This is a genomic window from Flavobacterium algoris, from assembly GCF_048158525.1.
Taxonomy (GTDB): domain Bacteria; phylum Bacteroidota; class Bacteroidia; order Flavobacteriales; family Flavobacteriaceae; genus Flavobacterium; species Flavobacterium algoris.
In genome coordinates this window covers 150,334-176,263 of the sequence record NZ_JBLNKT010000003.1, presented here as the reverse complement: position 1 = coordinate 176,263, position 25,930 = coordinate 150,334, and the positions used below count along the sequence as shown (strand labels likewise).

The 25,930-nt window shown below is 33.6% G+C and carries 22 protein-coding genes; 6 read left to right on the top strand and 16 right to left on the bottom strand.

Going from position 1 to position 25,930, the window contains the following annotated elements; all coding sequences use genetic code 11:
- Positions 1–87: 87 nt before the first annotated feature.
- The 3 genes from tamL to ACM55I_RS02790 all read right to left on the bottom strand — a co-directional run bounded on the left by tamL (position 88) and on the right by ACM55I_RS02790 (position 9,238).
- Positions 88–2,379, bottom strand: coding sequence for a translocation and assembly module lipoprotein TamL (tamL, locus tag ACM55I_RS02800; RefSeq protein ID WP_416845252.1), 2,292 nt, complete (start codon positions 2,377–2,379; stop codon positions 88–90).
- Positions 2,372–7,357, bottom strand: coding sequence for a translocation/assembly module TamB domain-containing protein (locus tag ACM55I_RS02795; protein WP_416845251.1), 4,986 nt, complete (start codon positions 7,355–7,357; stop codon positions 2,372–2,374). Before ACM55I_RS02795 ends, tamL begins: the two co-directional genes overlap by 8 nt.
- 198 nt (positions 7,358–7,555) lie before the next feature.
- Complete coding sequence (locus tag ACM55I_RS02790) at positions 7,556–9,238, bottom strand: Na/Pi cotransporter family protein (RefSeq protein WP_416845250.1); 1,683 nt, start codon at positions 9,236–9,238, stop codon at positions 7,556–7,558.
- 364 nt (positions 9,239–9,602) lie between these two features.
- Here ACM55I_RS02790 and ACM55I_RS02785 point away from each other — a divergent pair, with 364 nt between their 5' ends.
- The 4 genes from ACM55I_RS02785 to ACM55I_RS02770 are packed head-to-tail and all read left to right on the top strand — an operon-like array spanning position 9,603 to position 14,217.
- Positions 9,603–10,952, top strand: coding sequence for a TolC family protein (locus tag ACM55I_RS02785; protein ID WP_416845249.1), 1,350 nt, complete (start codon positions 9,603–9,605; stop codon positions 10,950–10,952).
- Positions 10,953–10,962: 10 nt separating this feature from the next.
- Positions 10,963–12,216 carry an efflux RND transporter periplasmic adaptor subunit gene (locus ACM55I_RS02780; RefSeq protein ID WP_416845248.1) on the top strand — a complete coding sequence of 418 codons (1,254 nt, stop codon included), beginning with the start codon at positions 10,963–10,965 and terminating at the stop codon, positions 12,214–12,216.
- A 19-nt stretch (positions 12,217–12,235) separates the two neighbouring features.
- A complete protein-coding gene (locus ACM55I_RS02775) occupies positions 12,236–13,000 on the top strand; it encodes an ABC transporter ATP-binding protein (protein WP_416845247.1) in 765 nt (254 codons plus the stop codon).
- The gene (locus tag ACM55I_RS02770) at positions 12,997–14,217 is read left to right on the top strand and encodes an ABC transporter permease (RefSeq protein WP_416845246.1); all 1,221 of its coding nucleotides are present in this window, start codon (positions 12,997–12,999) and stop codon (positions 14,215–14,217) included. Before ACM55I_RS02775 ends, ACM55I_RS02770 begins: the two co-directional genes overlap by 4 nt.
- A gap of 56 nt (positions 14,218–14,273) precedes the next feature.
- On the opposite strand, the gene ACM55I_RS02765 is transcribed toward ACM55I_RS02770, so the two are convergent.
- Both ACM55I_RS02765 and ACM55I_RS02760 read right to left on the bottom strand, forming a co-directional pair.
- Positions 14,274–15,074 (bottom strand): NIPSNAP family protein, encoded by an 801-nt coding sequence (locus tag ACM55I_RS02765; RefSeq protein WP_416845245.1) that lies wholly within the window; start codon positions 15,072–15,074, stop codon positions 14,274–14,276.
- 68 nt (positions 15,075–15,142) lie between these two features.
- Positions 15,143–15,832, bottom strand: a complete 690-nt coding sequence (locus ACM55I_RS02760; protein ID WP_416845244.1) for an aspartate/glutamate racemase family protein — start codon at positions 15,830–15,832, stop codon at positions 15,143–15,145.
- A 292-nt stretch (positions 15,833–16,124) separates the two neighbouring features.
- Between ACM55I_RS02760 and ACM55I_RS02755 the strand changes: the two genes are divergently transcribed.
- A complete protein-coding gene (locus ACM55I_RS02755; RefSeq protein WP_416845285.1) occupies positions 16,125–16,892 on the top strand; it encodes a transglutaminase-like domain-containing protein in 768 nt (255 codons plus the stop codon).
- Between the two features lie 32 nt (positions 16,893–16,924).
- On the opposite strand, the gene ACM55I_RS02750 is transcribed toward ACM55I_RS02755, so the two are convergent.
- The 10 genes from ACM55I_RS02750 to ACM55I_RS02705 form a co-directional block, all read right to left on the bottom strand.
- A complete protein-coding gene (locus ACM55I_RS02750) occupies positions 16,925–17,479 on the bottom strand; it encodes an OB-fold nucleic acid binding domain-containing protein (RefSeq protein ID WP_416845243.1) in 555 nt (184 codons plus the stop codon).
- Between the two features lie 10 nt (positions 17,480–17,489).
- The gene (locus tag ACM55I_RS02745; protein ID WP_416845242.1) at positions 17,490–18,410 is read right to left on the bottom strand and encodes a helix-turn-helix domain-containing protein; all 921 of its coding nucleotides are present in this window, start codon (positions 18,408–18,410) and stop codon (positions 17,490–17,492) included.
- Between the two features lie 71 nt (positions 18,411–18,481).
- Complete coding sequence (locus tag ACM55I_RS02740; protein ID WP_416845241.1) at positions 18,482–19,492, bottom strand: aldo/keto reductase; 1,011 nt, start codon at positions 19,490–19,492, stop codon at positions 18,482–18,484.
- A 129-nt stretch (positions 19,493–19,621) separates the two neighbouring features.
- Positions 19,622–20,059 (bottom strand): acyl-CoA thioesterase, encoded by a 438-nt coding sequence (locus tag ACM55I_RS02735; RefSeq protein WP_416845240.1) that lies wholly within the window; start codon positions 20,057–20,059, stop codon positions 19,622–19,624.
- Positions 20,060–20,179: 120 nt separating this feature from the next.
- The gene (locus tag ACM55I_RS02730) at positions 20,180–20,869 is read right to left on the bottom strand and encodes a 2'-5' RNA ligase family protein (RefSeq protein ID WP_416845239.1); all 690 of its coding nucleotides are present in this window, start codon (positions 20,867–20,869) and stop codon (positions 20,180–20,182) included.
- A 9-nt stretch (positions 20,870–20,878) separates the two neighbouring features.
- On the bottom strand, positions 20,879–21,439 hold the full coding sequence (locus ACM55I_RS02725; RefSeq protein ID WP_416845238.1) for a TetR/AcrR family transcriptional regulator: 561 nt from the start codon (positions 21,437–21,439) through the stop codon (positions 20,879–20,881).
- A 58-nt stretch (positions 21,440–21,497) separates the two neighbouring features.
- A complete protein-coding gene (locus ACM55I_RS02720; protein WP_416845237.1) occupies positions 21,498–22,559 on the bottom strand; it encodes an MBL fold metallo-hydrolase in 1,062 nt (353 codons plus the stop codon).
- 501 nt (positions 22,560–23,060) lie between these two features.
- Positions 23,061–23,381, bottom strand: a complete 321-nt coding sequence (locus ACM55I_RS02715; RefSeq protein WP_416845236.1) for a nucleoside triphosphate pyrophosphohydrolase family protein — start codon at positions 23,379–23,381, stop codon at positions 23,061–23,063.
- 140 nt (positions 23,382–23,521) lie between these two features.
- Complete coding sequence (locus tag ACM55I_RS02710; RefSeq protein WP_416845284.1) at positions 23,522–23,785, bottom strand: MmcQ/YjbR family DNA-binding protein; 264 nt, start codon at positions 23,783–23,785, stop codon at positions 23,522–23,524.
- Positions 23,786–23,883: 98 nt separating this feature from the next.
- The gene (locus tag ACM55I_RS02705; protein WP_416845235.1) at positions 23,884–24,573 is read right to left on the bottom strand and encodes a DUF2461 domain-containing protein; all 690 of its coding nucleotides are present in this window, start codon (positions 24,571–24,573) and stop codon (positions 23,884–23,886) included.
- Positions 24,574–25,400: 827 nt separating this feature from the next.
- Between ACM55I_RS02705 and ACM55I_RS02700 the strand changes: the two genes are divergently transcribed.
- The gene (locus tag ACM55I_RS02700) at positions 25,401–25,697 is read left to right on the top strand and encodes a hypothetical protein (protein ID WP_416845234.1); all 297 of its coding nucleotides are present in this window, start codon (positions 25,401–25,403) and stop codon (positions 25,695–25,697) included.
- On the opposite strand, the gene ACM55I_RS02695 is transcribed toward ACM55I_RS02700, so the two are convergent.
- On the bottom strand, positions 25,694–25,897 hold the full coding sequence (locus ACM55I_RS02695; protein WP_416845233.1) for a hypothetical protein: 204 nt from the start codon (positions 25,895–25,897) through the stop codon (positions 25,694–25,696). The genes ACM55I_RS02700 and ACM55I_RS02695 overlap by 4 nt on opposite strands.
- Positions 25,898–25,930: the final 33 nt, after the last annotated feature.

The following is a 25,930-nucleotide window of genomic DNA, read 5'->3' as shown; positions in this document are numbered from 1 at the left end:
ATTTTAGTGTGTAGTAAAAGTACAACCATGCAATTTAATTTCAATAAAAAGTTGTTTCAATATTTTATAAAATCAATTCTATTAGAGCTAAAATGGATAACCAATAGCTAAATTGAAAACTAAATTTTCTTTTCGCCATGAGCTATTTCCAAAATTGATTTGATCTAAAACCCATCGTTGTCCATCCGGTAAATAAGCTTTTCTAATAGGGAAGGCAAAGTCTGTTCTAAGAATAAGAAAAGAGAAATCAAAACGCAATCCAGCACCAGCTCCAACGGCTAATTCATTCAAGAATTTTTTAGAAAATTGAGCACCAGGTTTTTCAGGATTATTGTTCATGAGCCAAATGTTCCCGGCATCTAAGAATAATGCCCCTTTCACCAAGCCATAAATCTTGGCTCTATATTCCGTATTAAATTCCAGTTTTAAATCGCCTGATTGATCTGCTAAAAAAGAACTCGCGGTAGCAGAACCATCATAACTTCCCGGACCTATAGAACGGGCGCGAAATGCTCTTAAACTATTGGTTCCACCAATAAAAAACTGTTTGATAAATGGCATTTCTTTAGAATTTCCATAAGCAAATCCTGCTCCTACGATTATTCTACTGGCAAGTTGTGAATCTTGACCCAATTTTAAATAATGTCTAAATTCATTTTCAATTTTTATAAATTGACTAAATGGAACACCAAACACTTTAATGGTATCTCCTTTTTTACTGTTTGCTCCAGTAGCTAATCCCGCAATGTTTCCCGCAAGATCAATAGTTCCTTTGTAGTAAAAGGTATTTTTTCTTCTTTTTTCTAATGTATTAGTGTACGTAAAAGAGTAAGTTGGACCAAAAATTAATTGTTTCTCAATTACTTTTCCCAAAGAAGGATTGGCCACAATTTGTTCTTGATACAGAGGAGTTACATTTTGTGGACTGGCATACGTAATTTCTGTAATATTTAATAGATGTTCTGTTCTTTCGTTTGCTTTCCATAAATAACCAAACGAACCTTTGAATGTTTGTAAGGAATATAATTTGGTTCTGTTTTGGAATTCATATCCTATCGTAGCTTTTGTTTTTGGCACAAAACCACTTGAAGATTTTAGTTTGAAAGGGGAAATAAATCTCGGCCACACTAGATTAGCTTCGGTTCCAAAACGGTATACATTAAAGCCATTGTTTTGCCCTGAAACTTGTACTTCAACGCCACCAAATGCAGAAATGGTAAGTAATTCAGCTCCTCTAAAAGTATTTCGATTACTCCAGTTCAAATTCAATTCGGTACCGGTATAATTAGCTGAATTAGTTTTTGCCAATACTTCTAAACGGAGTGATTTTTTAGGCAAAGGAGTGAGGTAATAATAGGCATCCAGATAATTACCTAAAGTGTCTGAAGTTTTAAATTGATTTTTAACAAATTTGAAAGTACCTAAATTTACTAATCTGTTCAAAGATAAATTATGATTGGTACGATTGTATAAGTCTCCTTTTTTAAAATACAAAGCACGGTCAAAAATTCGGGGCTTGAATAAATTTTCTTGATCAATAATAGTAAAATCATTATACTTTACTACCGAATCAGATTCAATGCTTAAACTATCAGAGCCAATAGAAAAATTTGGATAAACGATAATTTTATTGATTTTGTATGGTGTTTCAGCCAGTTTTGGGGCTTCCTCTTTTACTTTGACAATCAAATCAACTTGATGATCAGCAACAGTGCTATCCACCTGTACTTTAAGATAATCTGGATTAAAGTAATAAAAGCCTTTTTCTTTTAGCCTTGTATCGATACGAATTCGTTCCTCTTTTATAACATCAAGACTATACGCTTGGTCTTTTTTTAATAAACTTCTTTTGCTGGTTTTACGAACTGCAGTGGAAATGGCTGAGGAATCTGTTGGGAATTTTACTTCTCGAATTTTGTATTGTTTTCTTGGTTTTACACGATATTCTGCGGTTGCTTTTTTACCATGTCGGGTTGAATCTGCTGAAGTATGTGCGTTGAAATAGCCGTTGTTTTCAACAAAGTTCTGTAAAACACTTTTATTATATTCTAAATCTACCTTGCTGTATAAAACAGGTGGTTCTCCTACTTTAGTTTTCAACCAATAACGCAATCCTTTTTCTTTTTTTGGTGTTCCCACAATATTATAAACATACAATTTAGGTCGTAATCCCAGAATTGAAGAATTTGGTTTGGGTCTAACGATATTTTTTAAGGCAGTTTTTAATGCTTTATTTTCTTTATTGGATGTATCGTTTCCTTCTATTCTTATTTTTGCGCCAGTGTACAGTAATTCTCCTTCGGGTAAAAATCTCGTATTGCTGCAAGATGTAGCAAACAATGCTAAAAAAAGAATATATAGGAAATGGGGCTTATTCATTTGATTTATTTTTTGATTCTTTTTTTGTTTTCTTAACTGCTTTTTTAGCTTCACTTTTGCGAAATAATTCCTTGAATTTATTATAGTCCAAAGTGATTACAAAAGCAATTCCAGTTTCTACGACTTCACCTTGAAGCGCTACTTGGTATTTGTTTATTCGATAGGCTCGTATTTTATACCTTCCATCTTTTGAAAGTTGGTAATCCAAAGAAACATCACCGGCTATGTTATTTGCATTTTGATTGACTTGTTGTGGACCTTCAATTCCAAAACTACTTCCAACAGTAACTTTCAATCGGTCGTTGAGCAGTTTCTTAGAGATCCCTACATTCAAGTCGGTTTTGTTTTCTCGTTGCCCAGTTGTATAATCATCGGATGCATTCAAATCAAAACTAAGTTCCACACCATTGATTAAATTACCCGCTAGATTATTAAGCTGTTGCGATAAGATTTTGCTGGCACTTTCTCTGGCCAAAGACGATACATTCGTTCCACCGGCTTCACTTGCAAAAGGATTTTCTCCAATGAAACGATTCAGTAAGAGTAGGGCAAAAACCTGTTTATTCAATTCATCCGGTTGCTGACGCAATTGGGTCAGTTTGGCTTGTGTTGTATTAATTATTTCAGTTGAAACGCTATTATTTCCTTCTGGTAGAACGATATTAAATGCAATGGTAGGTTTCATCAATTCACCAGTCATTTTTAATTCAGTTTCAAAAGGGATTTTTTGTTTGTACGTATTTCTAACTCCTGCGGTAACAGTTCCTAGCTGATCATTGACTAAATCTATTGGAGCAGCTTCTGTTTTATAAATCGCTGTAATATTAATATCAGCCGTTGTTGGTTCTCCGGTCCATAGAATATAACTTCCTTTTTTGATATCAAATTTTCTTTTGATGGAACTAAAACTCATTTCATAACTCCCTTCGGATAATTCATATCTTCCGGTCAAAGTTGTTTTTCCGGAAGGATCAATTCCACCATTCAATTGTGCTTCTCCTTTTAATTTCAGGAAATCTCCGTTGGCTTTGTCAATAACCAGAGACAATTCAGCTTCTTTATCAATTTCAATATTTACCGAAGCATTGATTCCTTTTATATCCGATTGGCTATTCAATTCATTGGTAACAATAGTCTCAATTAATTGTGGTTGGTCTTGGTCAATAAATTCTACAATTCCTTCTCTATCGGCTATTGATGGATCTGATTGTGGTAAAACAATAGTGAATTTAGTGTCTTTATTAATTTTGATGTTTCCTTCCACAACAGGATTATCAAAATTGCCTGTTATTTTTAAATGATTGTCTAAGTATAATTCGCCATAATACAAATCATTGTCTTTGGCTTTAGAATTGATGGCTTTGAAATTATCTGCATCTAAGTTTAAATCAAAACCAAAATTGCTGAAATTGGCACTGTCTATTTTTCCATTAATAGTTAAATCATTGTCTTTTTCATCTTTTATAATAAAGTTATCGAAAAGAATAACATCGCTTGTAAATACGATTTTATCATTTGCCGACTTGAATTTAGAATTGAGTTGCGTCGCTTTGAAACCAATTTCATTAAATTGTAATTCTCCAATAACTTTGGGCTGCTTTGTAGTACCTGTAATTTTGAAATTTCCAGTAAAAAAGCCGGTACTTTCTTTGATATTATCCAATGTAAAACCCTGAATACTTTTCAAGTTTAGTTTTTCAATTGCCAGATTCATATCAAAACTGCTGTCAGCTGTTCTATAATTCCCATCTAAATTGACTTGATTTCCTTGGCCAGTAATCGAAATAATAGCATCATATCTATTGGTAATTTCATTATTTACTTTTATGCTAATGTTCCCAACAGTGTCTTTTTTGAAAGTAAAATTTTCAATATTTAAATCTGAAGTAAAAAGAGGTGCTGTATTTACATTTTTAATAAGAGCGTGTCCGTTGATTTTTCCACTCATTTGTAAATCGTTTTTTTCGACGATACTTGTAATGGTTTTTATATCAAAATCTTTGAAATCAATTGCCATTGGTGCATTCATTTCCTCTGATTGTGATTGTATTTTGATACTGTTTCCGTCTTTGCTCAACTCAAAATTATCAGCATAAATGCCTTTTTTTCCAAAACGAATTAAATTGTCTGGAGCTATTTTCCAGGAATCATAGTTAAGCAGCAAATTCTTTGGATCAAGAACCATTTCATTATTCCCGTTTGTTGCTTTTAGGGTTCCGGTAATTAAGTATCTTTCTTTGTCTTTTAAATCCTTTAATTGTAATGTATAATCCACAATGTTGTCTTGTACTTTCCCTGAAATATTGGTGTAAGGCAACTGAATTTGTTTGTTTAGAATGTCGTCTACAATTAAACTGTAAACAAGAGCATTGTCTTTTGTGTCCACTTTAAGAACTGCATTTGTAACGGTATTTTTTCCATAAATTAATTTTGGAATCGTACCATTCAGAATTATAGAATCGTTAACTGAATTGTATCTTCCACTGATGTTTATGGGTTCAAGACTTTTCAATTCAGGGATTAATTTTAATAAAATAGGGTTGTCTTTTACACCAATTTTAAAAGCAAATTGTTGTTTTTCAACAGCGAGTTTTTTTGAATAAGGTTTGCTATCATAATACTTGGAAATAGAATTTGATAAAGCTGTTGCTATTTTTGACAACTTGTATTTTCCATTTACTTCTCCATCCAAAAACGAAGATTTCAATACTAATGTATTCTTTTCAGCAGTTGAAGTTGCTATTACATTGATCGAATCAATTACAAATTGTTCTTTTTTATTAGTGATACTTATGTTGTGAGCGCTAATATTTCCGTTGAGGTAATCTAAATTACCCGACTGAATATCAGCATCTAAAACGCCTCTTATTTTCATTGGGCCGGCATGTAGATTTAGTTTTTCCAAATCAGCGATATCAACATTCAGTTTTAATTTTCCAGTTGGATATTTGTCTCTAAAACTTCCGTTACTGACTAAATCAAAAGTCAGATTTGGATCTTTTGCGACAGCTGTAGCGTTGAAACTTCCGTTGCGAATAGTTCCTTTTACGCTTAAATTTTGATACGTATATTTATTGTAATAGGCTTTTTGAATAATTCCATTGAAAGAAGCCGTAGCAGTTTTTAGATTGGAACCATTTCCTTTTATGTTGGCTTTTAAAGTGACTTTTCCAATAGAATCGTTTTTAATGAATTTTCCTAAATCAAAATTTTCCAACTCCATTTGGGCGTCGTATTTATCCTGATTTTTTATGCTGCGGTCGTATGAACCTTTGATTTTTGCTTTGCCAAAATTACTCACCACATTCATATTGGTATTAAAATTAGCAATAGTCCCTTTGAAAGTTCCTATGGCACTGAATTTTGTAGGCAATTGAATCGAATTAGGAATAGTTCCTGGAGGTAAAAAGCCATTAAAATCTTTTGAACCTGATTGTAAGTCTTTGATATTTAAATCAAAATAGGCTTTATTGACATCAGGCAAACCAGTAATGCTTCCGCTGGCTGCAACTTCAGTTGTTCCAATTCCGCTGATTTTAATATCCGGGAACTCAAGATTCTTTATTTTTCCTTTAATAGCTCCATTTATTAGCAGTATGGCATTAGGATTGCTCATAAAAGGATTCGTGTTTATTAAAGTGGGAGCAAAAAGTAAAATATCTTTAATACCCAATTTACTTTTCTTCAAATTGGCCTTAAGACCTAGTTCTCCAGGATTTTTTGCCAAAGATTCAATAGAGGGATAGCTTATCTGGATTTCATTTTTCAACTCCGTTTGAGGTGTTTTTAGATATAATTTTTTAAGAAAAGCATTTTTTTTACCGTAGAAAAACTCCGCATTAAACGATTGAATGTTCAAACCGCTTTTATCTTTAAGGGTCAAAGAATTGGCATCTCCAGAAATGTTTTCGGGATTGTAATACAGCGCGTCAATTTGTAAATTTAATTTAGTAAGATTTAAATGGTTGTAATCGATACCTTCTTGTACTGCTGCAACATTATTATTGTCATAACGGAAATACACGCGTTTAAAATCTGTTTTGTTTACTTTTACTTCCCAGTTGCTAGGTTCTGCATTAACAGATTCTTTTTTTGCTTTTTCTAATTTTCCAAAAGCTAATGCACCTTCAACCCCAGTCAAATCAATACTGTCGATTAAAAGTATTTGATTATTGAAATCAATTTTATCAATTTTAGCTAACAGTTTTTTTAAATAAAAGGTGGTGGATAACTTGGTTTCCTCACTTTGGTAATCAATATCAATTTTAGATAAATCAATTTCACCCAGTTTTAATTTTAAGGCAGTTTGAGAGGTATTTTTTTCTGCAATTGCTTTGCCTTGTACCAAGCCTTGTTTCAATTTAAACTTTAATCCTTTGATTTTAGCTTTAGGAATTTCAAAGTTCATTTGATCTAAATCAAAAGTCTTTATTATTGTTTCAAAATGATTTAGGTTTGCAACAATATTATTTTTTGTAATGGCGTCAATGTATTTAAATTGTATCTGGTTCAATTCAATTTCTTCTACAGAAAATTGCATCGGTTTTGAATTTCCTTTTTGTTTTTCAGGAGAAGCAAAAGCTTTGATGATATAATCAAAATTGAAAACCCCATTAGAATTTCTATTTAAATGAGTCGTAATACCTTCGAGTTGCATGGAGTTAATCTCGACTTTATTATTTATCAATTGTAACAAACTAATGTCAACTGCTAATTTTTTACCCGCTAAAAGCGTATCTTTTTTTTGATCCTGAAAATAAACGCCTTCCAGAATTATTTTCTCAGGAAAACCAATTTTTAATTTGTCTATCGAAACTTTGGTTTGAATTTTTCCTTCAAGGTAGGTAACCGCTTTTTCTTTAGTATAATTTTGAACGGAAGGGAATTGAATAACAATAATTAATAATAGAAACAATAGTAGAATTGTTCCTATTATCCATAGGAAAATTTTAAAACTTTTTTGTAAGTATTTTTTCAAATGGTCTTGTTTTAGGTCTAAAATTAGCCAATTTAGACTAGAATAGCAATTTATAGTCCAAATTGAATTAAAAACAAAGATGAAAATTTAAATCAGAAATGCTTTATATAATTTAGATATAAAGTTGTAAAATCTTTGGATTTAATCCTTAAAAATCATCTTAATAATTGCATTTCAAGAGAGTTAACATAACAAGTTCTATGTTTTGTAAACAGGAATCTCATTAAAATATTCCGCTTGTTTTTCTTCCAATAAAATTTCTTTTATAGCCATTAGCATTGCTTTATTTGAGGTAAATAATTCTCTGTTAAAGTTAATGACGGTCGTTATGTCAATTTTTTCAATAGGTGCATTTACGGCTTCGGTGTAAAAAGTATTGAGAGCGCTACTATAATTATTTTGTATCGAATCAAATAGATGTTGCAGTTCTTCAAAACTTGCTGTTTTATCTTGGGTAAGAAATGCATTCAATTCAAGATATAGGTTTTCAGTTTCTTTTTTATGGTGAATAAAAAAATTGTACTTGATGTCCTTTGACGAATTTCTAAGGTTTGTAATATTTGTGCCAATGTCTTTCACGCTTTTTACTGAGTGCATAGCACTGCGTACTGCAGAAATGAGTTGGTTAAGTTCCGCTTGTTGTTCTCCTTCTAATTTGGTTCGTAAGTCTAAATAAAACGACTGAATCTCACCTTGTAATTGTTTCATGAATCCATATTTTTCTTCTATGGTTTTCGAAAAGAAATTTCTTTTTTCGTTGATAGTTTTAAAGTTAACATTTTCCCGAAGCATTAAGGTGTCAATCTTGAATAATTCCAGATTGAATAACATTGAATTATGAATAAAATATTTTGTTTCCATACGGAGTAAATCAAGAGCAGTTTCTGGTTCCTTGATTGTAGCATGACTTATAAAAGCCACAGTAGCAGTATCAGTATCTTTGAAAAAGAGTTCTAGAAACTTGGTGAATGAATTGAGTATTGGAAAGAAAATAAGGATGGCTAAAAAATTAATTAGACTGGAAAAAGTGGCCAACCCAATTAACGGATCTTTTATATTTAAAACATCTGTTATCAAAAAAAGAATTGGATTCAGAAATAGAAAAACCAATGCTGTAATGAAAATATTAAAAAATAAATTACCAAGAACGATTCGTTTTTTTGAAGCATTGCCGCCAATCGCTCCCAATACGATTTTGATAATTGTACCCGTTTCTGAACCTAGTGCAATTATAGCCGCAATAGGAAAACTGATTGCTCCGGCGTGAAGCGCACTGAGCGTAAGGGCCATGGTTACGGAGCTAGATTGTACAATAAGAGTAATGAGAAAACCAATAAGTATGAAAATAACTTGAGGCATTTCGACATATTTTGAAAAATCAAAATCCTGCACCTGCGATTCCATTGCAGTTTTCATAAAGGAAAGACCAATGAATAGCAAACCAAAACCAAAAAGAAAATAGGCAAGGTATTTCATTGACTTGCGATTGCCAAAAAGGATAAGAAATATACCTCCTAAACATATTGCAGGATAAGCAATTACTTCAATATCTACTTTAAAACCAAGACTGGTAATTAGCCAACTATTCACAGTTGTTCCCAGATTTGCGCCCAAGATAATTGCCATAGCATTTCGCATACTGAAAATTCCTGCACCTACAAAAGCCAGTAACATCAGCGTAACCATAGAGCTACTTTGTAAAATACCCGTTATAATGACACCACCGACAACAGCGCCCAATTTATTTTTGGTAATGCGTTGCAGAAAAAGTTTGAAACTCCGCCCTGAAAGATTTTTTAAGGATTCCTCCAGTAGATACATTGCGAAAAGGAATAAACCAATCCCAGCTGCAAGTTTGAAAAAATGATTGAGATTTTCCATAGCAGAATATAGAAATAAAGATAAATAAAGATAAATAATTTAATTGTATAATCGTGTTGGAACTGTTATCTAACAATAATCTAAAGTCTTAAATAAATTTTGTCACGAATCAGTTTCTATATTTTGAACCATTTGTCATTTTATTTCAAAAGAATAACTTAATATTTTTTCGGTAATAATAAATTGGAATTGAAACAATAATTTTAAAGATATATACCTATATTTCGGAAACAAAATCTTAAATTTGAGTGTAATTTAGTAGGATAAACAATAAATAATTTTTTATAACTATTTGTTTTTCAGCATTATATTGATTTTGTAGAATAGAAGATCTGTTTTGCCATAATAGCTAAATATCTTTCAAATGAAATATTTGATATTATATTTATTTTGTCTTTTAATGGTTGTAATTTTTAATCCTGTTCATGCCCAAATTTCAGATTCTAATAGGAAATGGAGTATCGAAGAGTGTTTCAAATATGCGATGGAGCATAATATTGAAATAAATACATTATTGCTTAAGGAACAAACTTCTACCCAAGATTTGTACACGGCTATAGGGAGCCAATTTCCTAATCTTTTTGGTTCAGCCAGCCAGCAATTCAATAATAGTAAGATTGAAACTTCTGCTAATGGAAATTTGGAAAACCAATTAACCAGCAGCGGAAACTATTCGTTTAATTCGTCGATTGTGCTTTGGAATGCTAATTACATTAAAAACAATATTAAGCAAAGAGATTTGCTACGACAATCCGCAGGACTTTCGGTGCAGCAGTCCCAGAATGCAATTACGCTTTTAATTACGCAGAGTTATTTAGCTATTTTATTGGCAAAAGAAAACCTAACCTATCTTTCTGATCTTTTTGCCACATCAGAAGCGAAGGTAAAACAAGGGCAGCAATTTTACGATGCCGGCAGTATTCCAAAAAATAATTTGCTGCAGTTACAAGCACAATTGGCTGGCGATAAATACTTATTGGTGCAAACACAAAATACCATCAGACAAAATATCCTAACCTTAAAACAAATATTGCAATTGCCAACAGATACGGTATTTGATGTTCTTACACCAACAACAATAGAAATTGTTACCGTTGCTCCTTCACTTCAGAGCGTGCAAAAAACTGCTTTTGAAATTTTCCCAGAAATAAAAATCGGAGAATTGGAAGTTGCTATTGCTACTTTGGATATTGCCAAAGCGAAAGCGGGTTTTAAACCAACACTTGCTGCAAATGGTGCATTGGGTACGGGTTACACTTCGGTAATTTCCAATTCAAATTTCTCGAAAACCAGCTATTTTACCCAATTGGATAATAATTTTTACCAACGTATTGGACTTAATTTATCCATTCCAATTTTCTCAAACCGAATCAATAAAACCAATCTTGAAAAAGCTAATATTGGTTTTAAACAAGCTAATTTCAATCTGCAAAATAGCCAATTGGTTTTAGTGCAGGAGGTGGAGCAGGCGTATCTTAATTTTACAAATGCCTTGCAGGCTTATAATGCGGCGAAAGAGCAATTGAGCGCCGTGACGGAAACCTACCGAATTGTAAATGAACAATTTCGGCTGGGCGGTATAAATTCATTTGATTTATTACAACAGCGAAATCAATATGTACAGGCAGTACAGTCGTATACGCAAGCAAAATACACGGCTGTTTTGCAACAAAAAATATATGATTTCTATAGAGGAATTCCAATACAATTATAAAACCACTATGATGAAAAAAAAGATATTATGGTTATCCGTTTTAATTGTTGTTGGAGTTGTTGCCATTGTATATTTCATGTCGCGGAAAAACACACAGGAAATTATTTTTGTAACCAGTAAAGCGCATTATGGGGCAATTGCCAAAAGTGTTACAGCAACAGGAACTGTTCAGCCTGTTGATACTGTTTCTGTAGGTGCACAAGTTTCTGGTGTGGTAAAAAATATTTATGTTGATTTTAATAGCGTGGTTAAGAAAGGGCAGTTGTTAGCGAAAATTGATCCGTCAATCATTACAGCACAAACCGAACAATCAAAAGCAAACCTTATGACCGCCAGAAGCAATCTGACTTTTCAGGAAAGTACTTTTGAAAGACAAAAGCAATTGTTCAACTTGGGAGCCATTAGCAAAGCGGATTATCAGTTGGCGCAAAATCAATATAATAGTGCGAAAGCTTCGGTTGCCAGTGCCAGTGCCCAATTAAATATTACTACCAAGAATCTTTACTATACCAATATTTATTCCCCTATTGACGGAGTTGTACTCAATAGAAATGTGAGTGCCGGCCAGACCATTGCTTCCAGTTTCAACGCTCCTACATTATTTGTAATTGCCAAAGACCTTACCAAAATGCAGGTTCGTGCGGCCGTCGATGAAGCTGATATAGGCGGAGTCAAAGCGGGACAAAAAGTAACTTTTACGGTAGATGCTTTCCCTAATGACACGTTTGAAGGGACCGTTGAAGAAATTTTACTGCATCCTTCGGTATCGGCAAATGTGGTGACTTATAAAACTTTAATCAATGTTGAAAATGCCGAAATGAAACTTAAACCAGGAATGACCGCAAGCATCAATATTTGTACAGAACAAGACGATAATGCCTTATTAATTCCATCCAGATCATTGAATTTCAAACCTGATTCCACTTTGACCACTAAATATGTTGTTATAAAGGAGGAAAGAAGTTTTACCGGAACCGACAAAAGTGGTATCAAAATAAATAAATCTCGAAAGGATAGTTTAAATGAAACCATGCAAAAAGCATATGTATGGATAAAAAAAGGAGATACATTAAAACAGAAAAGCATAATGATCGGTTTGAATGATGATGCTTCTGTAAAAGTGATAAAAGGGCTTTCGCCAAAGGACGACGTAATAATAAATGCGATAACCAATGGGGGAAACAATAATGTAAATAATGCACAAAAAAGTCCTTTTATTCCGCAAATGCCAGGAAGAAGAAGCTTAGGCGGTTCCAGAAATTAACGAATAAAATAAAAGGGTAATGAACTCAATTATTGTTAAAATAAAAAATCTGACTCGGGAATTCAAAATGGGAGGCGAAGTTGTTAAAGCGCTTAACAATGTCAGTTTTACCATTAATTCTGGCGAGTTCGTCACTATAATGGGCAGCAGCGGTTCGGGTAAAACGACCTTATTGAATATATTAGGCTGTTTGGACCAACCTACATTTGGGGATTATTTTTTGGATGGAACTAATATCAGTACATTTTCTAAAAATGAGTTGGCAAGACTTCGCAATTTGAAACTGGGTTTTATTTTTCAATCGTATAATTTATTGCCTAGAACATCAGCAATCGAAAATGTTGAATTACCGCTGTTATATAACCCGAAAATATTATCAAAAGAACGCAAAGATAAAGCCACGAAAGCGCTGGAAGCAGTTAATCTCAAAGATAGGATTAATTATCTTCCAAGTCAATTATCAGGAGGTCAGCAACAACGGGTTGCCATTGCGAGAGCTTTGGTAAATGATCCAATATTGATTCTTGCCGATGAAGCCACCGGGAATCTGGATTCCAGAAATTCTTACGGTATTATGGCATTGATGCAGGAACTAAATGATGTTCAGGGAAAAACAATTGTTTTTATCACCCATGAACCGGATATTGCTACGTTCAGTAAACGAACTATTACACTGCGAGATGGTCAGATTATAAATGACAGTATCAATGCCAATGTTCGCTCTGCAAAAGAAGTTTTGCAGAGCCTTCCGCCAATTAGTGAATTACCAATTCAAGTAAAATGAAAATAACCAATCTTTTACGCTTGGCCTTGAGGGCAATACAACGCAATAAGATGCGCTCCTTTCTTACTATGCTGGGAATTATAATTGGTGTAGGTTCCGTTATTGCTATGATTGCTATCGGGGAAGGTTCTAAACAAAGTATCCAAAGCCAGATCAAAGGCATGGGTAGTAATATGATTACGATACGACCAAGCAGCAATGTGATAGGAGGAGCTAGGATAGACAATACAAGCGTACAATCACTTTCAGAACAAGATGTAAAAGCAGTTCAAAATCAATCCGAATATATCAACGCGGTTTCCCCCATGGTATCTTCCAGAGGACAAGCTATTAATGGTCCATATAATAGTTCGACAACTTTGCAGGGCGTATATCCGGAGTATCTATTTATTCGTGCCTGGCCTTTGCAGGAGGGTATTTCTTTTACCAATCAAGATTTGAAATCGGCTGCCAAAATTTGTTTGATAGGACAAACCGTATTGAATAATCTTTTTCCTGATGGAGAAGAGGTGTTGGGAAAAAACATCCGTTTCAAAAAAATTCCTTTCAAAATAATTGGAGTGTTGAGTAAGAAAGGGGAGAATACTTTTGGTCAGGACCAAGATGATGTGATCCTTACCCCAGTTACAACGGTCCAGAAACGAATACTTTCTACTACGTATTATCAGACTATTTTTGCGTCAGCAGTTAATGAAAATGCAACAGATAAAGCGTCTTTAGAAATTCAAAAAATGCTGCGTATCAGTCACAAAATCCAGAAAGGTATGGATGATGATTTTACGGTAAGAACACAAGCGGAACTCATCAGTACTTTTTCATCAACCAGTCGAACCTTGACGGTATTGCTGACGGTTATTGCGGGGATATCATTAATTGTGGGCGGTATCGGAATCATGAATATCATGTATGTTTCGGTAACGGAACGTACCAAAGAAATTGGGTTGCGAATGTCCCTTGGCGCAAGAGGAATCGATATTCTTATGCAGTTTTTGATTGAAGCCATTATGATCAGTATAACCGGGGGATTAATTGGGGTTATTCTGGGAATTAGTGCTACCAAACTAGTTACTTACTTTATGAATTGGCCCACCTTGATCACGCAATCTTCGGTGTTGCTTTCTTTTTTAGTTTGTTTTGTCACAGGAGTATTTTTTGGTTATTATCCAGCCCTAAAAGCATCGAGATTAAATCCTATCGAAGCCTTGCGTTATGAGTAAATAACAATAGTAGTTTTTGTGACTTGTTTTAAAGTTTGACTTACTAAATCAAGAGGTTAGTAATCAGAATATTCCGTTGGGTATAAAAAAGTAATATCTATGTGAGAAATATTGTTTTTGTATTTTTCCATAGCGATTAATCCTTTCCATTCCGGCGAATCTACAAAGGCTTTCCAGTGTGCGTCTCGACTTTCCTGATCTGCAAAAGTAGTCATGTACATCAAGTTTGGCATTTTGGCACCCGAAATCACTTCGCCATAAAAAACAGGATTAAATGCAAGTCGGTCAAAGAGTTTTACTTCTCCACCGGCATTAAACATATCCACTTTATTTCTATAAATTGCTTCGGTTGCTGATTCATAACTTCTTAATTCATATACTCTATTTGCCCTTGGACTACTCAAAACAGGAGTTGTCATCATGGGATGATCAGCAAATGCTTTCAATAAAACAGATTCGATACGCACATAAGGTGCTTGCTTATAAGTAGCATTCAAATAATCAGCTCCGGCAGCCAAATACGTTTTGTCTTTGGCCAGTTTTTCTTCTAATCCCAGAAATTGTGACAGGGATGAAAATGGAATTAACACTATAATCTTTTTTAACGTATCAGTTGCATTTGGTTTTGGTTTGAAAACCCCAATATTTTTAATTCCCAGTTTTTTCAATCCTGGTAAATAGGCTTCTTTCAAAAATTTGTCAGTCGTTTGTACTTGCTGCTCTGTATTCAAAATGTACGTTTTGAGCTGGTAGAATTCCCTAGATGGTGCCATGGTTTTAGAGTCAGAAGTTATTGTTTTAAAGCTGGTAATGGCTAAGGCGATAACCGCTAGGAATAGTAATTTTGTTGCTTTCATATTTTATTTTTGGTGTATATTTAATTCTGGTTTAATTAAAAATAATTGAGAATTATAGCGATATATTTTTAGCTTAAAGCAAATTCCACTGCAGCTGCCGAATGAATTATAGCGGTGTCAAAAATAGGAACGGTAACATCCTCTTGTTGAATTAATAATGGAATTTCAGTGCAACCCAGAATAATTCCTTCCGCACCATTTTCTATTAATTTATTGATGATACTGATGTAACGCTGTTTTGTTTTGGGGCTAATGATTCCTTTTCCCAGTTCATGGTAAATGGTATCTTGAATAAAATCTCTGTCTTCCGACTCCGGGATGCAAGTTTCAATATTTTCATTACTGAGTTTTGAGGTAAAAAAATCTAACTCCATTGTGAATTTAGTTCCTAAAAGCCCCACTTTAGATAGATTCAGTTTTTTTATTTCTTTAGTAGTTTCAGTTGCAATATGAATTACGGGTATCGACATTTTTTCCTCAATTCTATCGGCTAAAAGATGCATTGTATTAGCGCATAAAACAATAGCTTCCGCACCACTTTGTTGCAGGTTTTCACAGGCTTCTGAGAGCATTATAAATGTTGATTCCCAATCATTGTTGTTATTATTTCTTATAATATCGGCATAATTGAAAGAATGGATTACGCATTTGGCAAAATTGATGCCTCCCAGTTTCTCGTTTACTCCTTCATTAATAAGTTTATAATAATCAGCGGTAGAAACCCAGCTAATCCCACCAATAAGTCCCAATGTTTTCATCTTTTTTTATTTTTGTTTGTCGATTTAGAATCCTTTTTTAAAAACAGATCGTAATTCTTGTTGTGTTTATAAAAGTACAAAAAAAGTATCACTTTTTTGGAATTTCAAAAATAGATTCCATCCGATTTAAGAATCTGATAAAAGCGAATAGCAGTGGAGAATAAACCAAACAATCGTATTTAGTGCCAGTTGTAAATTGGTACATTTAGAATATGAAATTTAAAGTATACAGTGAATTATCATAGGAAGTCTTTGCTCCAACTACTTTTATTTTTAATATACAGGTAGCTAAATCAGCGAGCCAAATAATTATTCGGAATCCATTATTGTCACTCCCGCTATAAAGTTTGAGGAATTTACTTTGAAAAATTTAGGTACTCGCTTTGTAAAAATGGAGGTAAAGCAAGGCGTTTTTTTTACAATAATCTACCAAACAGAAATTGATGTTCGCTATACGATTTATGATGAAAAAGTCCTTTTAAAATCAACACCAATTATAAATCTGGATAACGAAGTATTGCCCTTTATTTCTCCAAGCAGGCATTGTGAGTCGGATAAATTATCAGAATTTGCCACGAATGAATTTGGATATTTGCCCAATGAATACACTAAAGCAAATGCCATAAAGGAATGGATTTTCAATACCGTCGAATACAAATCAGGGGTTACCAATTCCAGTACTTCAGCCTGCGATACGTTGCTTGAAAAAGTGGGTGTTTGTAAAGATTTTGCCCATTTAGGGATTGCGCTGTGCAGAGCTTTAGATATACCGGCACGTTATTTTACCGGATATGCCCATAATATTAATCCGCCAGATTTTCATGCTTATTTTGAAGCGTATATTGGTGGACAATGGCTGTTTTTTGATCCCACTAAATTAGCGGTTGCTAATGGATTAGTAAAAATAGCGAATGGGAAAGATGCTTCAGAAGTGGCTGTAGCCAGTTACTTTGGGAATGTTACTTGTACATTCATGAAAATTGAATGCAATCCCACTACTACAGCTGGTTTTAAGCCTTTTAATTCTGAACTTGATACCAAAGCGATTTCTTATGAATGAAATTTTGTCGCTTAAATGTTTATTTAAGAAGTTTAATCTAAAATTTTTCTAACTGTGATTCGGTTGTCGTCTCCCATTTTCCAGATTTCTCCAAACAGAGTGACGTTTTCTCCCATTTCAAATTGACGGTATTTGTTTGTACTTCCAAGGTTAGGAATGCTAATTACGGCAAAATAAATTGATCCCTCAGTTGTTTTTATTTTGGCAGTATAGCCATCTTTTCCTTTTTCGACAGATTGTACTATTCCGGTGATTTTAGCTTCGGCACTGTTCTTCTGTTTCAGTTCCAAGATTTCTCTGACAGTAATTTGTTTTTCTTTTTCCATTTTCCAAACTTCTCCTTTCACCGTTATTGTATCTCCAATTTCCGCTTGTTTGAACAATTGAGGGTTGCTTAAATTGGGAATGCTAATTGTTCCAAAATAAATGCGTCCTTTTGTGTTTTCAATGGTCGCAGTGTAGCCATCTTTCCCTTTTTGAATCGCCGAAACTTTCCCATTAACGGTAGCTGTTTTCACGGAGGAACACGATAGAATACTTAAAATAATCAGGCTTAAAATGCTTTTCTTTAATGGAAATAATTTCATTTTTTTATGTTTAATTGAACGAATTTTTAAATTCTAAAGGCGAAAAATTGGTTTTACTTTTGAATAATTTGCTAAAAGATTGTGGGTATTCAAAACCCAATTGGTACGCAATTTCACTAACGGATAAAGAAGTTGTGGTCAAAATTTCTTTGGCTTTTTCAATTAACTTATCGTGAATGTGCTGTTGCGTACTTTGTCCGGTGAGTGATCGGAGCATATCACTCAAATAATTTGGCGAGACATTCAATTGCTCTGAGATGTATAGAACGGTTGGAAGACCAAATTCCTGAACTTTGTTACCGTTAAAATAATCCAAAAGCAGTTTTTCCAGATTACTCAACAAATCATTACTGGCATTTTTTCGGGTAATAAACTGTCGGTTATAGAATCGATTGGAATAATTGAGTAATAATTCAATGTGAGAAAGTATAACATCCTGACTAAAACCGTCTATTATAGAGCAATATTCGGTATCAATATTTTGCATAATGTCCGTAATCATTGCTTCTTCTTTATCCGAAAGGTGTAACGCTTCATTTACAGCATAGGAGAAAAATCCATAGTCTTTGATGTTTTTTGCCAAGGCATAATTTTGGATAAAATCAGGATGAATGACTAACCAAATCCCTGAAAGGGCTATATCTTCATCAACGACAGTCGATATTACCTGACCCGGTGAAAAAAAAGTCATTATACCTTCGTCAAAATCATAATAGTTTTGCCCATATTTCAATTTACCTTTAAAATCCTTTTTGGTACAAACCGAATAAAAATTATAAACGAAACTTTTTATGCTTTCATCAAAATGACATTTTATTTCATTCAGATTAATGACACTAACCAACGGATGTTTTGGTTTAGGCAATTCCAATAAACGATGCAACTCAGATATGGAATTGATGATATACGGAGAATTAGTCTCTTTTTTCATGGTTCGAAATTATAAATTCAGTAGGAAAAGCGAATAGTAACGATAGCTTTTACTTACTGAATACTATTGTTTTATTGATCGATGGCTCCCATATTGGCAGCATCATAACGAGCGCCTGTGATGGTTCCTAAAGGGATAATAGTTTCTAAACGGTTTAGGTCTTCAACGCTTAATTTAATTTCGGCGGCAGCATTATTTTCTTCAACATATTTCACGCGTTTTGTTCCCGGAATTGGAAAAATACCTTTTGAAACAATCCAAGCAATGGCTAATTGTGAAGGTGTTATTTCTTTTTCGGTAGCCAATGTTTTTATTTCATTTACCAAGGCAATATTTTTGTAAAATTGTTCGCCTTGAAAACGGGGTAAACTTTTTCTAAAATCAGTATCAGGAAAATCATCAGGGCTTTTGATGTCTCCAGAAATAAATCCTCGACCTAATGGAGAGTAAGCCACAAATCCGATTCCAAGATCTTGAAGTGTTTTTAAAATCCCCGTTTCTTCTACGCCACGCTCAAACAAAGAATATTCTGTTTGTACCGCAGTCAAAGGATGAATAGTATGGGCTTTTTTTATGGTCTCCGATGAAACTTCCGAAAGTCCGATGTGGCCAATTTTTCCTTCTTTTACCAATTCGGCCATTGCTGCAACAGTTTCTTCAATTGGCGTGTTTGGGTCTAAACGATGCAAGTAATACAAGTCAATATAATCAGTTCCCAAGTTTTTAAGCGAACGCTCCACGGCTTTTTTTACATAATCTTTTGTACCGTTGAATTGCCAAGTCAGTTGTTCCTTGTCATCAATTTCATAGCCAAATTTTGTGGCAATGGTATATTGATTTCTGTTTCCTTTAATGGCTTTGGCGACAAGCCTTTCATTTAGTAAAGGGCCGTATAAATCGGCCGTATCCAGGAAGTTGTATCCAAGTTCCAATGAACGGTGAATAGTAGTAATAGATTCGGCTTCATCCGCTCTTCCATAAATATCCATTCCTGCAATTTGGGTCATTCCCATACAACCCAATCCTACTTTTGGAACAAAAAGTCCTTGACTTCCCAGTTCGATTTTTTTATTAGTATTCATACTTTTTTATTTAATTGTGGATTTAAATTAACAATGCAAATGTCAGTACGATACTAAATTGAAAACTAACCCAATCTCTTATAGTTGTATCCAAAATGAGGAATTTGGGTTTATCTATTTAAATTCCTTTTAAAGACTTACAAAATCATCACTTTTTGGGAAAATACTCAGGGCTTCAATTGCAATTTCAGGAGTTGGAGAAGCTAATTTGCGAAGTTTGGTATCCATCCAAGCACCATCAACAGTTATGGTTGCACAAACTTTGTTGTCTTCATTCAAAAACTCATGTACAATAGACCAGCGCGAAGCATCGGCTTTCATTTTAGAGGTTTTGGTGTGCATAAAAATTTTGTCCGAAATTTTTATTTCTTTTCTAAAAACACATTCTTCCCTAAAAAGAATAGGACCAAAACTTTGTGTTTGCATCACCTTCATCGTTAATCCAAGGCTTTCCAGAATTTCGATACGGTGTTGTGCTCCAAAGTCATAATAAGCGCTATGTCGAACATGAAAATTAGGGTCAAGATCAGACCAACGGAAAGATAATTCTTTTATAAATGAAGTCATTTTATGTTATTTTAGGATACTTTCTGGATTAAATTTTAGTGAAAGCATATAGATTTAGAAAATCGAAAATACTAATAAAAAGGAAAGTTATAACGATAGACCTTTCTTTTTAAGGCTTTTTTATGATAATCCCGACTGAAATTCGTGCAATTCTTTGACAAATTGTTTTCGTTGGTACCAATCGTTATAAACCAAGTGGTATTTTTTAACTTTGAATTTTCCGAAATCAAAATTCCGATACTTTTCTAAAATTTCAATTAACTTTTCTTTATTGCTAATTTCTTTTCGAAATCGAGCTACAGTTGCATGAACTGTATTAATGGAATAGCGCTTGTCAATACTTTCCTCTAATCCTGAATTCGTGAAATTTGTTCTTAAGTTGTTTCTCAAATCATCCAGAGAATTAGAATTGGTAAAACCCTGAAGCATTATAGCCGAAGAAGATGCAGTAATGCCTTGAAAATTAATTGTAATATCCGGTATTCCAACAAGACTTTTTTCGATAATTGCCACATAATCGGGAATCGAAATTGTTTCCAAATTAAAACCATCATAACAAGAAATAATAGATAGTACGGTGATATGAATATCCGAACTTGGATAGTAATATTGCCCCGGATCGATTTGCTTCAGTTCGTCTAAAAAGGTCTGAATGTTTTTTTTGGTTTGACTGTCAGGTCGAATTAATAAAGTAATACCAAATCTATTGTCTGAAAGCGAATCGATTTGATTGTCAATTTGATACCTGTCCGTCACAATCTTTTCAATAGATTCGTTGTATAGCGCAGTATAATGTTGCTTTAGATTCATTTGCTTGTTTTATGTTATCATATCCCAAAGCAAGTCAAAAGTGTCATTAATAACCATGTCTTGTTTGGATTTTGAAAATTCGTTTGCCACTAAATATTGATTGACGCTGAAAGTGTGCCCACAGATTAGTGAGAAAATGAGGTTAACATCTATCGGCTTTATGATTTTGTCTTTGACTCCTTTTTCTAAAAGCGCCATAATTGGTTTAATATATTTCTGAATTTCTTCTTCTGCGATTTGTTTTAAATAAGGCGAAGAGTTGAATTGTTCTATGAAACGGAACTCCGTCTTGTGCTTTAATGCCCAATGAAGTGTAGTAGAATAATGTACTTTCAAGATTCCCTGCAACGATTTTTCGTCTTTAATTACTTCCGAAATGTACTCATTCAGACGGCTTTTAAGGTCAATATACAAGGCCTTGACTAATTCGTCTTTTGTTGGAAAAAAGTAAAATAAGGTGCCGCTGGCAATACCTGCTTCCTTTGCAATTTTACTTGTTGGTGTATCGTGAAAGCCAAACTCAACAAATAGTTTGAGCGCCGCCGCCAGTAATTTTTCTCTCTTGTCCACTATTCAGATTTTATTTTTACCAAGGGTAAATCGCAATATTAACTACCAATTTAAGGCCTTATTTTACACCTTTCCACCATTGTGAAAATTGCTGTGTGGTATCATTTAAATTTACCTGTTCACCAATCATCGGTGTGATGAGGTTTAGGTTTTCTTGTTTGTTATTTTCTATAATCAATTCCAGAGGTTCGTACCAAGGATGATTCCCGAGCGCAAATTTTGAAGAATGGACGGGAAAAATTCGTTTCGCGTTTAAGTCTTTTGCTGCTTGCAAAATTTCATTTGGCATCAGGTGAATGTATTTCCAACTCTTGTCATACTGACCGTTTTCTAAAATGGCTAAATCAAAAGCTCCAAACGTTTTTCCGATTTCGGCAAAATGCTTGTCGTACCCACTGTCGCCGCCAAGAAAAATTTGCATGGTTGGTGTTTGTAAAACATAGGAGGTCCAAAGTGCTTTATTTCTAGTTAGTCCACGACCTGAAAAATGTCTTGAAGGAACCGTATGTGCCGTAAAACGTTCGTCCAAAACTATTTTCTCGTTCCAGTCTTTTTCAATGATTTTAGTGGTGTCAAAACCCCAATATTCAAAGTGTTCGCCGGTGCCAAGTCCGCAGATTATTTTTTTGATTTTAGGTTTTAGTTTTAAAATGGTTTTATAATCCAAATGATCCCAATGGTCGTGCGAAATAAAAAGGTAATCAATTTCGGGAATATCATCCGTTGTATAACGATCAGTTCCTTTGAAAGCTTTTGTTGAAAATGAAAATGGAGAAGCAACACCGCTTAAAACAGGATCAACTAAAATTCGTTTTCCATCAATTTGAATGTAGTAAGAGGAATGCCCGAACCAAACCAAAAAATTTTCGTTAAGGTCTACATTCAAAAGGTCTGTTTTTGTAGATGGAATTTCGTCTACTGGTGAGACATTTTTATGCTGCCCAAAAAAGAACTCTTTACCAACGGTATAATAGCTTGCTCCTTCCGTCAGGTCAGGCGTGATGCTTTGGTTTTGAAAAGTACCGTTTTTATAATTCGGAGATTGTTTAATTCTTTCCAATCTTTTGCCTGTTGGCAGTTTACCAAATTTTACTTGTTTTAAATAGGATAATACACTCATTGCGAATAAGAGAATTAAAGAAATTGAAATAAATACAGACTTATTACTGATTAATCAGTCAGTAAATGTAGATCTATTTTTTCAACTGGCAATAGTTTTTCTAAAAAGTAATTTTCGAGGTGTTTTTTATTTTTCTGGAATAATAATTTAAGAGAGTAAAAACAAAGTTCGATAGCACAAATTACAAATTCACTATCGAACTTAAATGAGTTTTTTTATTTTGTAGCGATTTCAATTTTTAGAGCAGTTATGTGCTGCTTTTATTCTAATAACCTGAGTTCGATTGTTAAAGTACTGATTTGCATTGTAGTTTACAATACTACAAGGTTGGAAAGTAAAATTAACCGCAAATTCGCAAATTAAAGGATTGCAAAACGAAAAATAATTAGCGAATTAGCGGTGAATATTTTTAGGACCTGAAAGGGAAATGCACTAAAGTGCATAGTTTTAACTATTTTTGAGACCAATAAATGAAAATTAAATATTAATAAATAATCGAACTCAGGTTAATAAATTTTCAGTTTTCGTCAAAAAAGCTTCTACTGATTCATTAATGTCTATATCCATTCGGTCTGCAAGTACTGTGAGCCACCATATACATTCACCTAATTTATGCTGTAGTTCAGGGTTTGTATTTCCTTTTGGCCAGCGTCCTTGTTGTGACATTGTGTAACGTCCTATTAATCCCGCATCAGTAAGAAAAGCCAAAGCATCTTCTTCTACCGTCCATTCACTGCCGTGGTGGGTTTTTTCCAGTTGATGGTATTGTTGTCTGATTTTTAACGCTCTTTCCTTTATTTCTTTTAAATCTAAATTCTTCATTTGTTGTTTGTTTGGAGTTATTCAGCCATATTGACTTTGGATTAGTATTTCTAATTAAAATAGGGTAAATAAAAAAATTAATGTTGTGAATTTGGTCACGAGCGGGACGTTCGCGTTAGCCTTTAGATTTGTAAAATAAATTATTCCAAGTTCAATTGCTTTCTCAATTTTGCGGGAAGTTTATCTTTTACCAGATTATAGGACTGTTTGATATATTTCTTCCAATCAAATTTTTTCATTTTATTGATATCTTCAATTAAAACCCATTTGTACCTAACTACATAGGGAGCAGGTTTAAAACTAAGCCAATTGCTAATTTCTTCGAATTCCTGGTCTTTTACTTTAAATGAAGCGGTGGTTGGTGATTGATCTAATCCTACCACGCAAAACATTTTCCCGCCAATGGTGAATGCAAGATCATGTTCCTATTTAATATCTTCCAATACTCCAGGCATTTGCAGGCAAATAATTCTTATGTCTTCAATGTCCATTTTTATCGGTTTTAAATTTTAATTTCTCCATTTAAATCAGTCGTAAGGACTAAACTCAAGTGGTCAAAAAAGGGGCGTACGGATTTGAAAATTTCGTTTACATTATAAACAAATTTCGGATCAATTACTTCTTGATCTGTAAAATCATGTCTCAAGATAAATTGTTTATGGCGAATTAAATCGATGGCTTCATGGTCTTTAGGAAAACCTTTTGGAAAAGTGGGAACTGTGCTGCCTGTCAACTCCACAAAATTAGCTTTGATTGGTTTTGAGTTTAAAATTTTGCGCCAATCTTTATAGTTCAGCTCAATATCCTTTCTAATTCTTTTCAGGTCATCGGGATTGGGGGAGAAAAAACCACAAGCTAAATAATTATTGCCGGGCTGTATATTCAAATAATAGCCACCTCTTTTTAACTTAGTAGCTCGTTGTAAACTAAATGCAAATCGAGGTTTGTAAGGAGATTTGTCTTTACTAAATCGGACATCATTATAAATACGAAAAAGGCTTTTTTTACCAGATTCATTTTCAATGGCGTCATGGGTATTCATTAGAATTATGAGTCGGTCTATAAAGGCAATAATATTATTTTGTGCCGAAATATACCTCTCCTTATTTTCAGCAAACCATTCTCGATTGTTATTTATTGCCAGGGTTTCCAAAAAATTTGTGGTGCTGGCTAGTATGTGTGAATCTTTCATTTTTAATTTGTATTCTAGTTATTGTCACTTGTGTTAGCGGGCACGGATTGCAAATTTGCTCTATCGAAGACTAACGTTCCGCGGCTTTGCGAGGTTTGGGGAAAGCCTTCCCAATTTTCTGTTTTATCTACTTCTCGGCAAGTACAAGACAGTTTTTTGATTAAGCTCAATGCCTAAATCTCTCAAAACCGCTGTTATCCGTAGTTATTTTCTTATAAACCAGTTTCAACTTCTTACGCAAGTTTTTAACAAACAATTAACTGTTTGGTTTTTGGTTAAACTGATTAAAATTTGTAAGTTTGTACTCTAAAATGAAAAATTTGAGAAAAAGTAATTGATGTAGTAATTTTTTAGCGCACACGACTCTTCTGTAGCAATTAGAAGTCGTTTTTTTTATTGCCTTTTATTAGCTATTTCGAGTAGCTAAAGATTTTTGTTGCTTTTTTGCGAAGCACTCTTTTTTGCCGAGGCAGACGTTAGTTTCTGTCCGTGTTAACCCTTAAACCACTAATTAAACTAATGGAGTTTACAGAACATTATATCTATTTAGCCGTTTACCTTATCTACAAGTGTTACAAGAAGTACTTAAAGCACTTAGATAAGAAGATTAAAAACTGCGGATGTTAGACAGTTTTTAATTAGATTCTTCTAACGAAAGTCGTTAGTCGTATTTGTTCAACTTGAGAGGTCGTTAGTTTTCGACGACAGCGACTTCTCATAATCTTTATCTTTTACGATAGTGCAAATATAAATACAACAGACTAATAAACAATACTTTTTCTCAAAAATTTCAAAGAACTTATTTTAACCTTTAATAATAAATAAAAATGCAAACATATAACTGTAATGACTACCTTAATGTTGTCCAAAAAGAAAGTGATATTATTACCAATCAAATAGATAGTTTTTACGAGGAAAACAAAAATGATGAAAACATCAAAGACTTACTTTATCAAAATTTTCAAGAACAAGTTGAAGACTTTAGGTTCAAATATCAAAATACTACTGTAGCTTTAATTGATAACACAGGATTACCTGTTAGTTTTGATTGGGAATGTACTAAAAAACAAAAAGAAATATCTAATAAATTATCTAATTACATCAAGAATCTAAAAACCGATTAAACTTTATTCATAGCAATTACTCCGACTTCTTCCCAAACATAATTAAGATTTTTGTGGTCTGTCAGAATCTCAACATTAAGTCTGATTGGTAATTCTGTAATATCTATAAGACTATCGAGTGATAGAATTAATTTTCTAACTTCTTTTGCTTGTCTTTTTAGTTTCAAAATAGAGTCTTTCGTTTCTTGTTGGTTGCTCATAATGATGGCTAACTTGTGTATACACGCTACAAA

Excerpts from the sequence above, each read along its gene's own strand:
- tamL (WP_416845252.1), bottom strand. The coding sequence starts at position 2,379 with ATGAATAAGCCCCATTTCCTATATATTCTTTTTTTAGCATTGTTTGCT.
- ACM55I_RS02790 (WP_416845250.1), bottom strand. The coding sequence starts at position 9,238 with ATGGAAAATCTCAATCATTTTTTCAAACTTGCAGCTGGGATTGGTTTA.
- ACM55I_RS02785 (WP_416845249.1), top strand. The coding sequence starts at position 9,603 with ATGAAATATTTGATATTATATTTATTTTGTCTTTTAATGGTTGTAATT.
- ACM55I_RS02780 (WP_416845248.1), top strand. The coding sequence starts at position 10,963 with ATGAAAAAAAAGATATTATGGTTATCCGTTTTAATTGTTGTTGGAGTT.
- ACM55I_RS02775 (WP_416845247.1), top strand. The coding sequence starts at position 12,236 with ATGAACTCAATTATTGTTAAAATAAAAAATCTGACTCGGGAATTCAAA.
- ACM55I_RS02770 (WP_416845246.1), top strand. The coding sequence starts at position 12,997 with ATGAAAATAACCAATCTTTTACGCTTGGCCTTGAGGGCAATACAACGC.
- ACM55I_RS02765 (WP_416845245.1), bottom strand. The coding sequence starts at position 15,074 with ATGAAAGCAACAAAATTACTATTCCTAGCGGTTATCGCCTTAGCCATT.
- ACM55I_RS02760 (WP_416845244.1), bottom strand. The coding sequence starts at position 15,832 with ATGAAAACATTGGGACTTATTGGTGGGATTAGCTGGGTTTCTACCGCT.
- ACM55I_RS02750 (WP_416845243.1), bottom strand. The coding sequence starts at position 17,479 with ATGAAATTATTTCCATTAAAGAAAAGCATTTTAAGCCTGATTATTTTA.
- ACM55I_RS02745 (WP_416845242.1), bottom strand. The coding sequence starts at position 18,410 with ATGAAAAAAGAGACTAATTCTCCGTATATCATCAATTCCATATCTGAG.
- ACM55I_RS02740 (WP_416845241.1), bottom strand. The coding sequence starts at position 19,492 with ATGAATACTAATAAAAAAATCGAACTGGGAAGTCAAGGACTTTTTGTT.
- ACM55I_RS02735 (WP_416845240.1), bottom strand. The coding sequence starts at position 20,059 with ATGACTTCATTTATAAAAGAATTATCTTTCCGTTGGTCTGATCTTGAC.
- ACM55I_RS02730 (WP_416845239.1), bottom strand. The coding sequence starts at position 20,869 with ATGAATCTAAAGCAACATTATACTGCGCTATACAACGAATCTATTGAA.
- ACM55I_RS02720 (WP_416845237.1), bottom strand. The coding sequence starts at position 22,559 with ATGAGTGTATTATCCTATTTAAAACAAGTAAAATTTGGTAAACTGCCA.
- ACM55I_RS02715 (WP_416845236.1), bottom strand. The coding sequence starts at position 23,381 with ATGAAGAATTTAGATTTAAAAGAAATAAAGGAAAGAGCGTTAAAAATC.
- ACM55I_RS02705 (WP_416845235.1), bottom strand. The coding sequence starts at position 24,573 with ATGAAAGATTCACACATACTAGCCAGCACCACAAATTTTTTGGAAACC.
- ACM55I_RS02700 (WP_416845234.1), top strand. The coding sequence starts at position 25,401 with ATGCAAACATATAACTGTAATGACTACCTTAATGTTGTCCAAAAAGAA.
- ACM55I_RS02695 (WP_416845233.1), bottom strand. The coding sequence starts at position 25,897 with ATGAGCAACCAACAAGAAACGAAAGACTCTATTTTGAAACTAAAAAGA.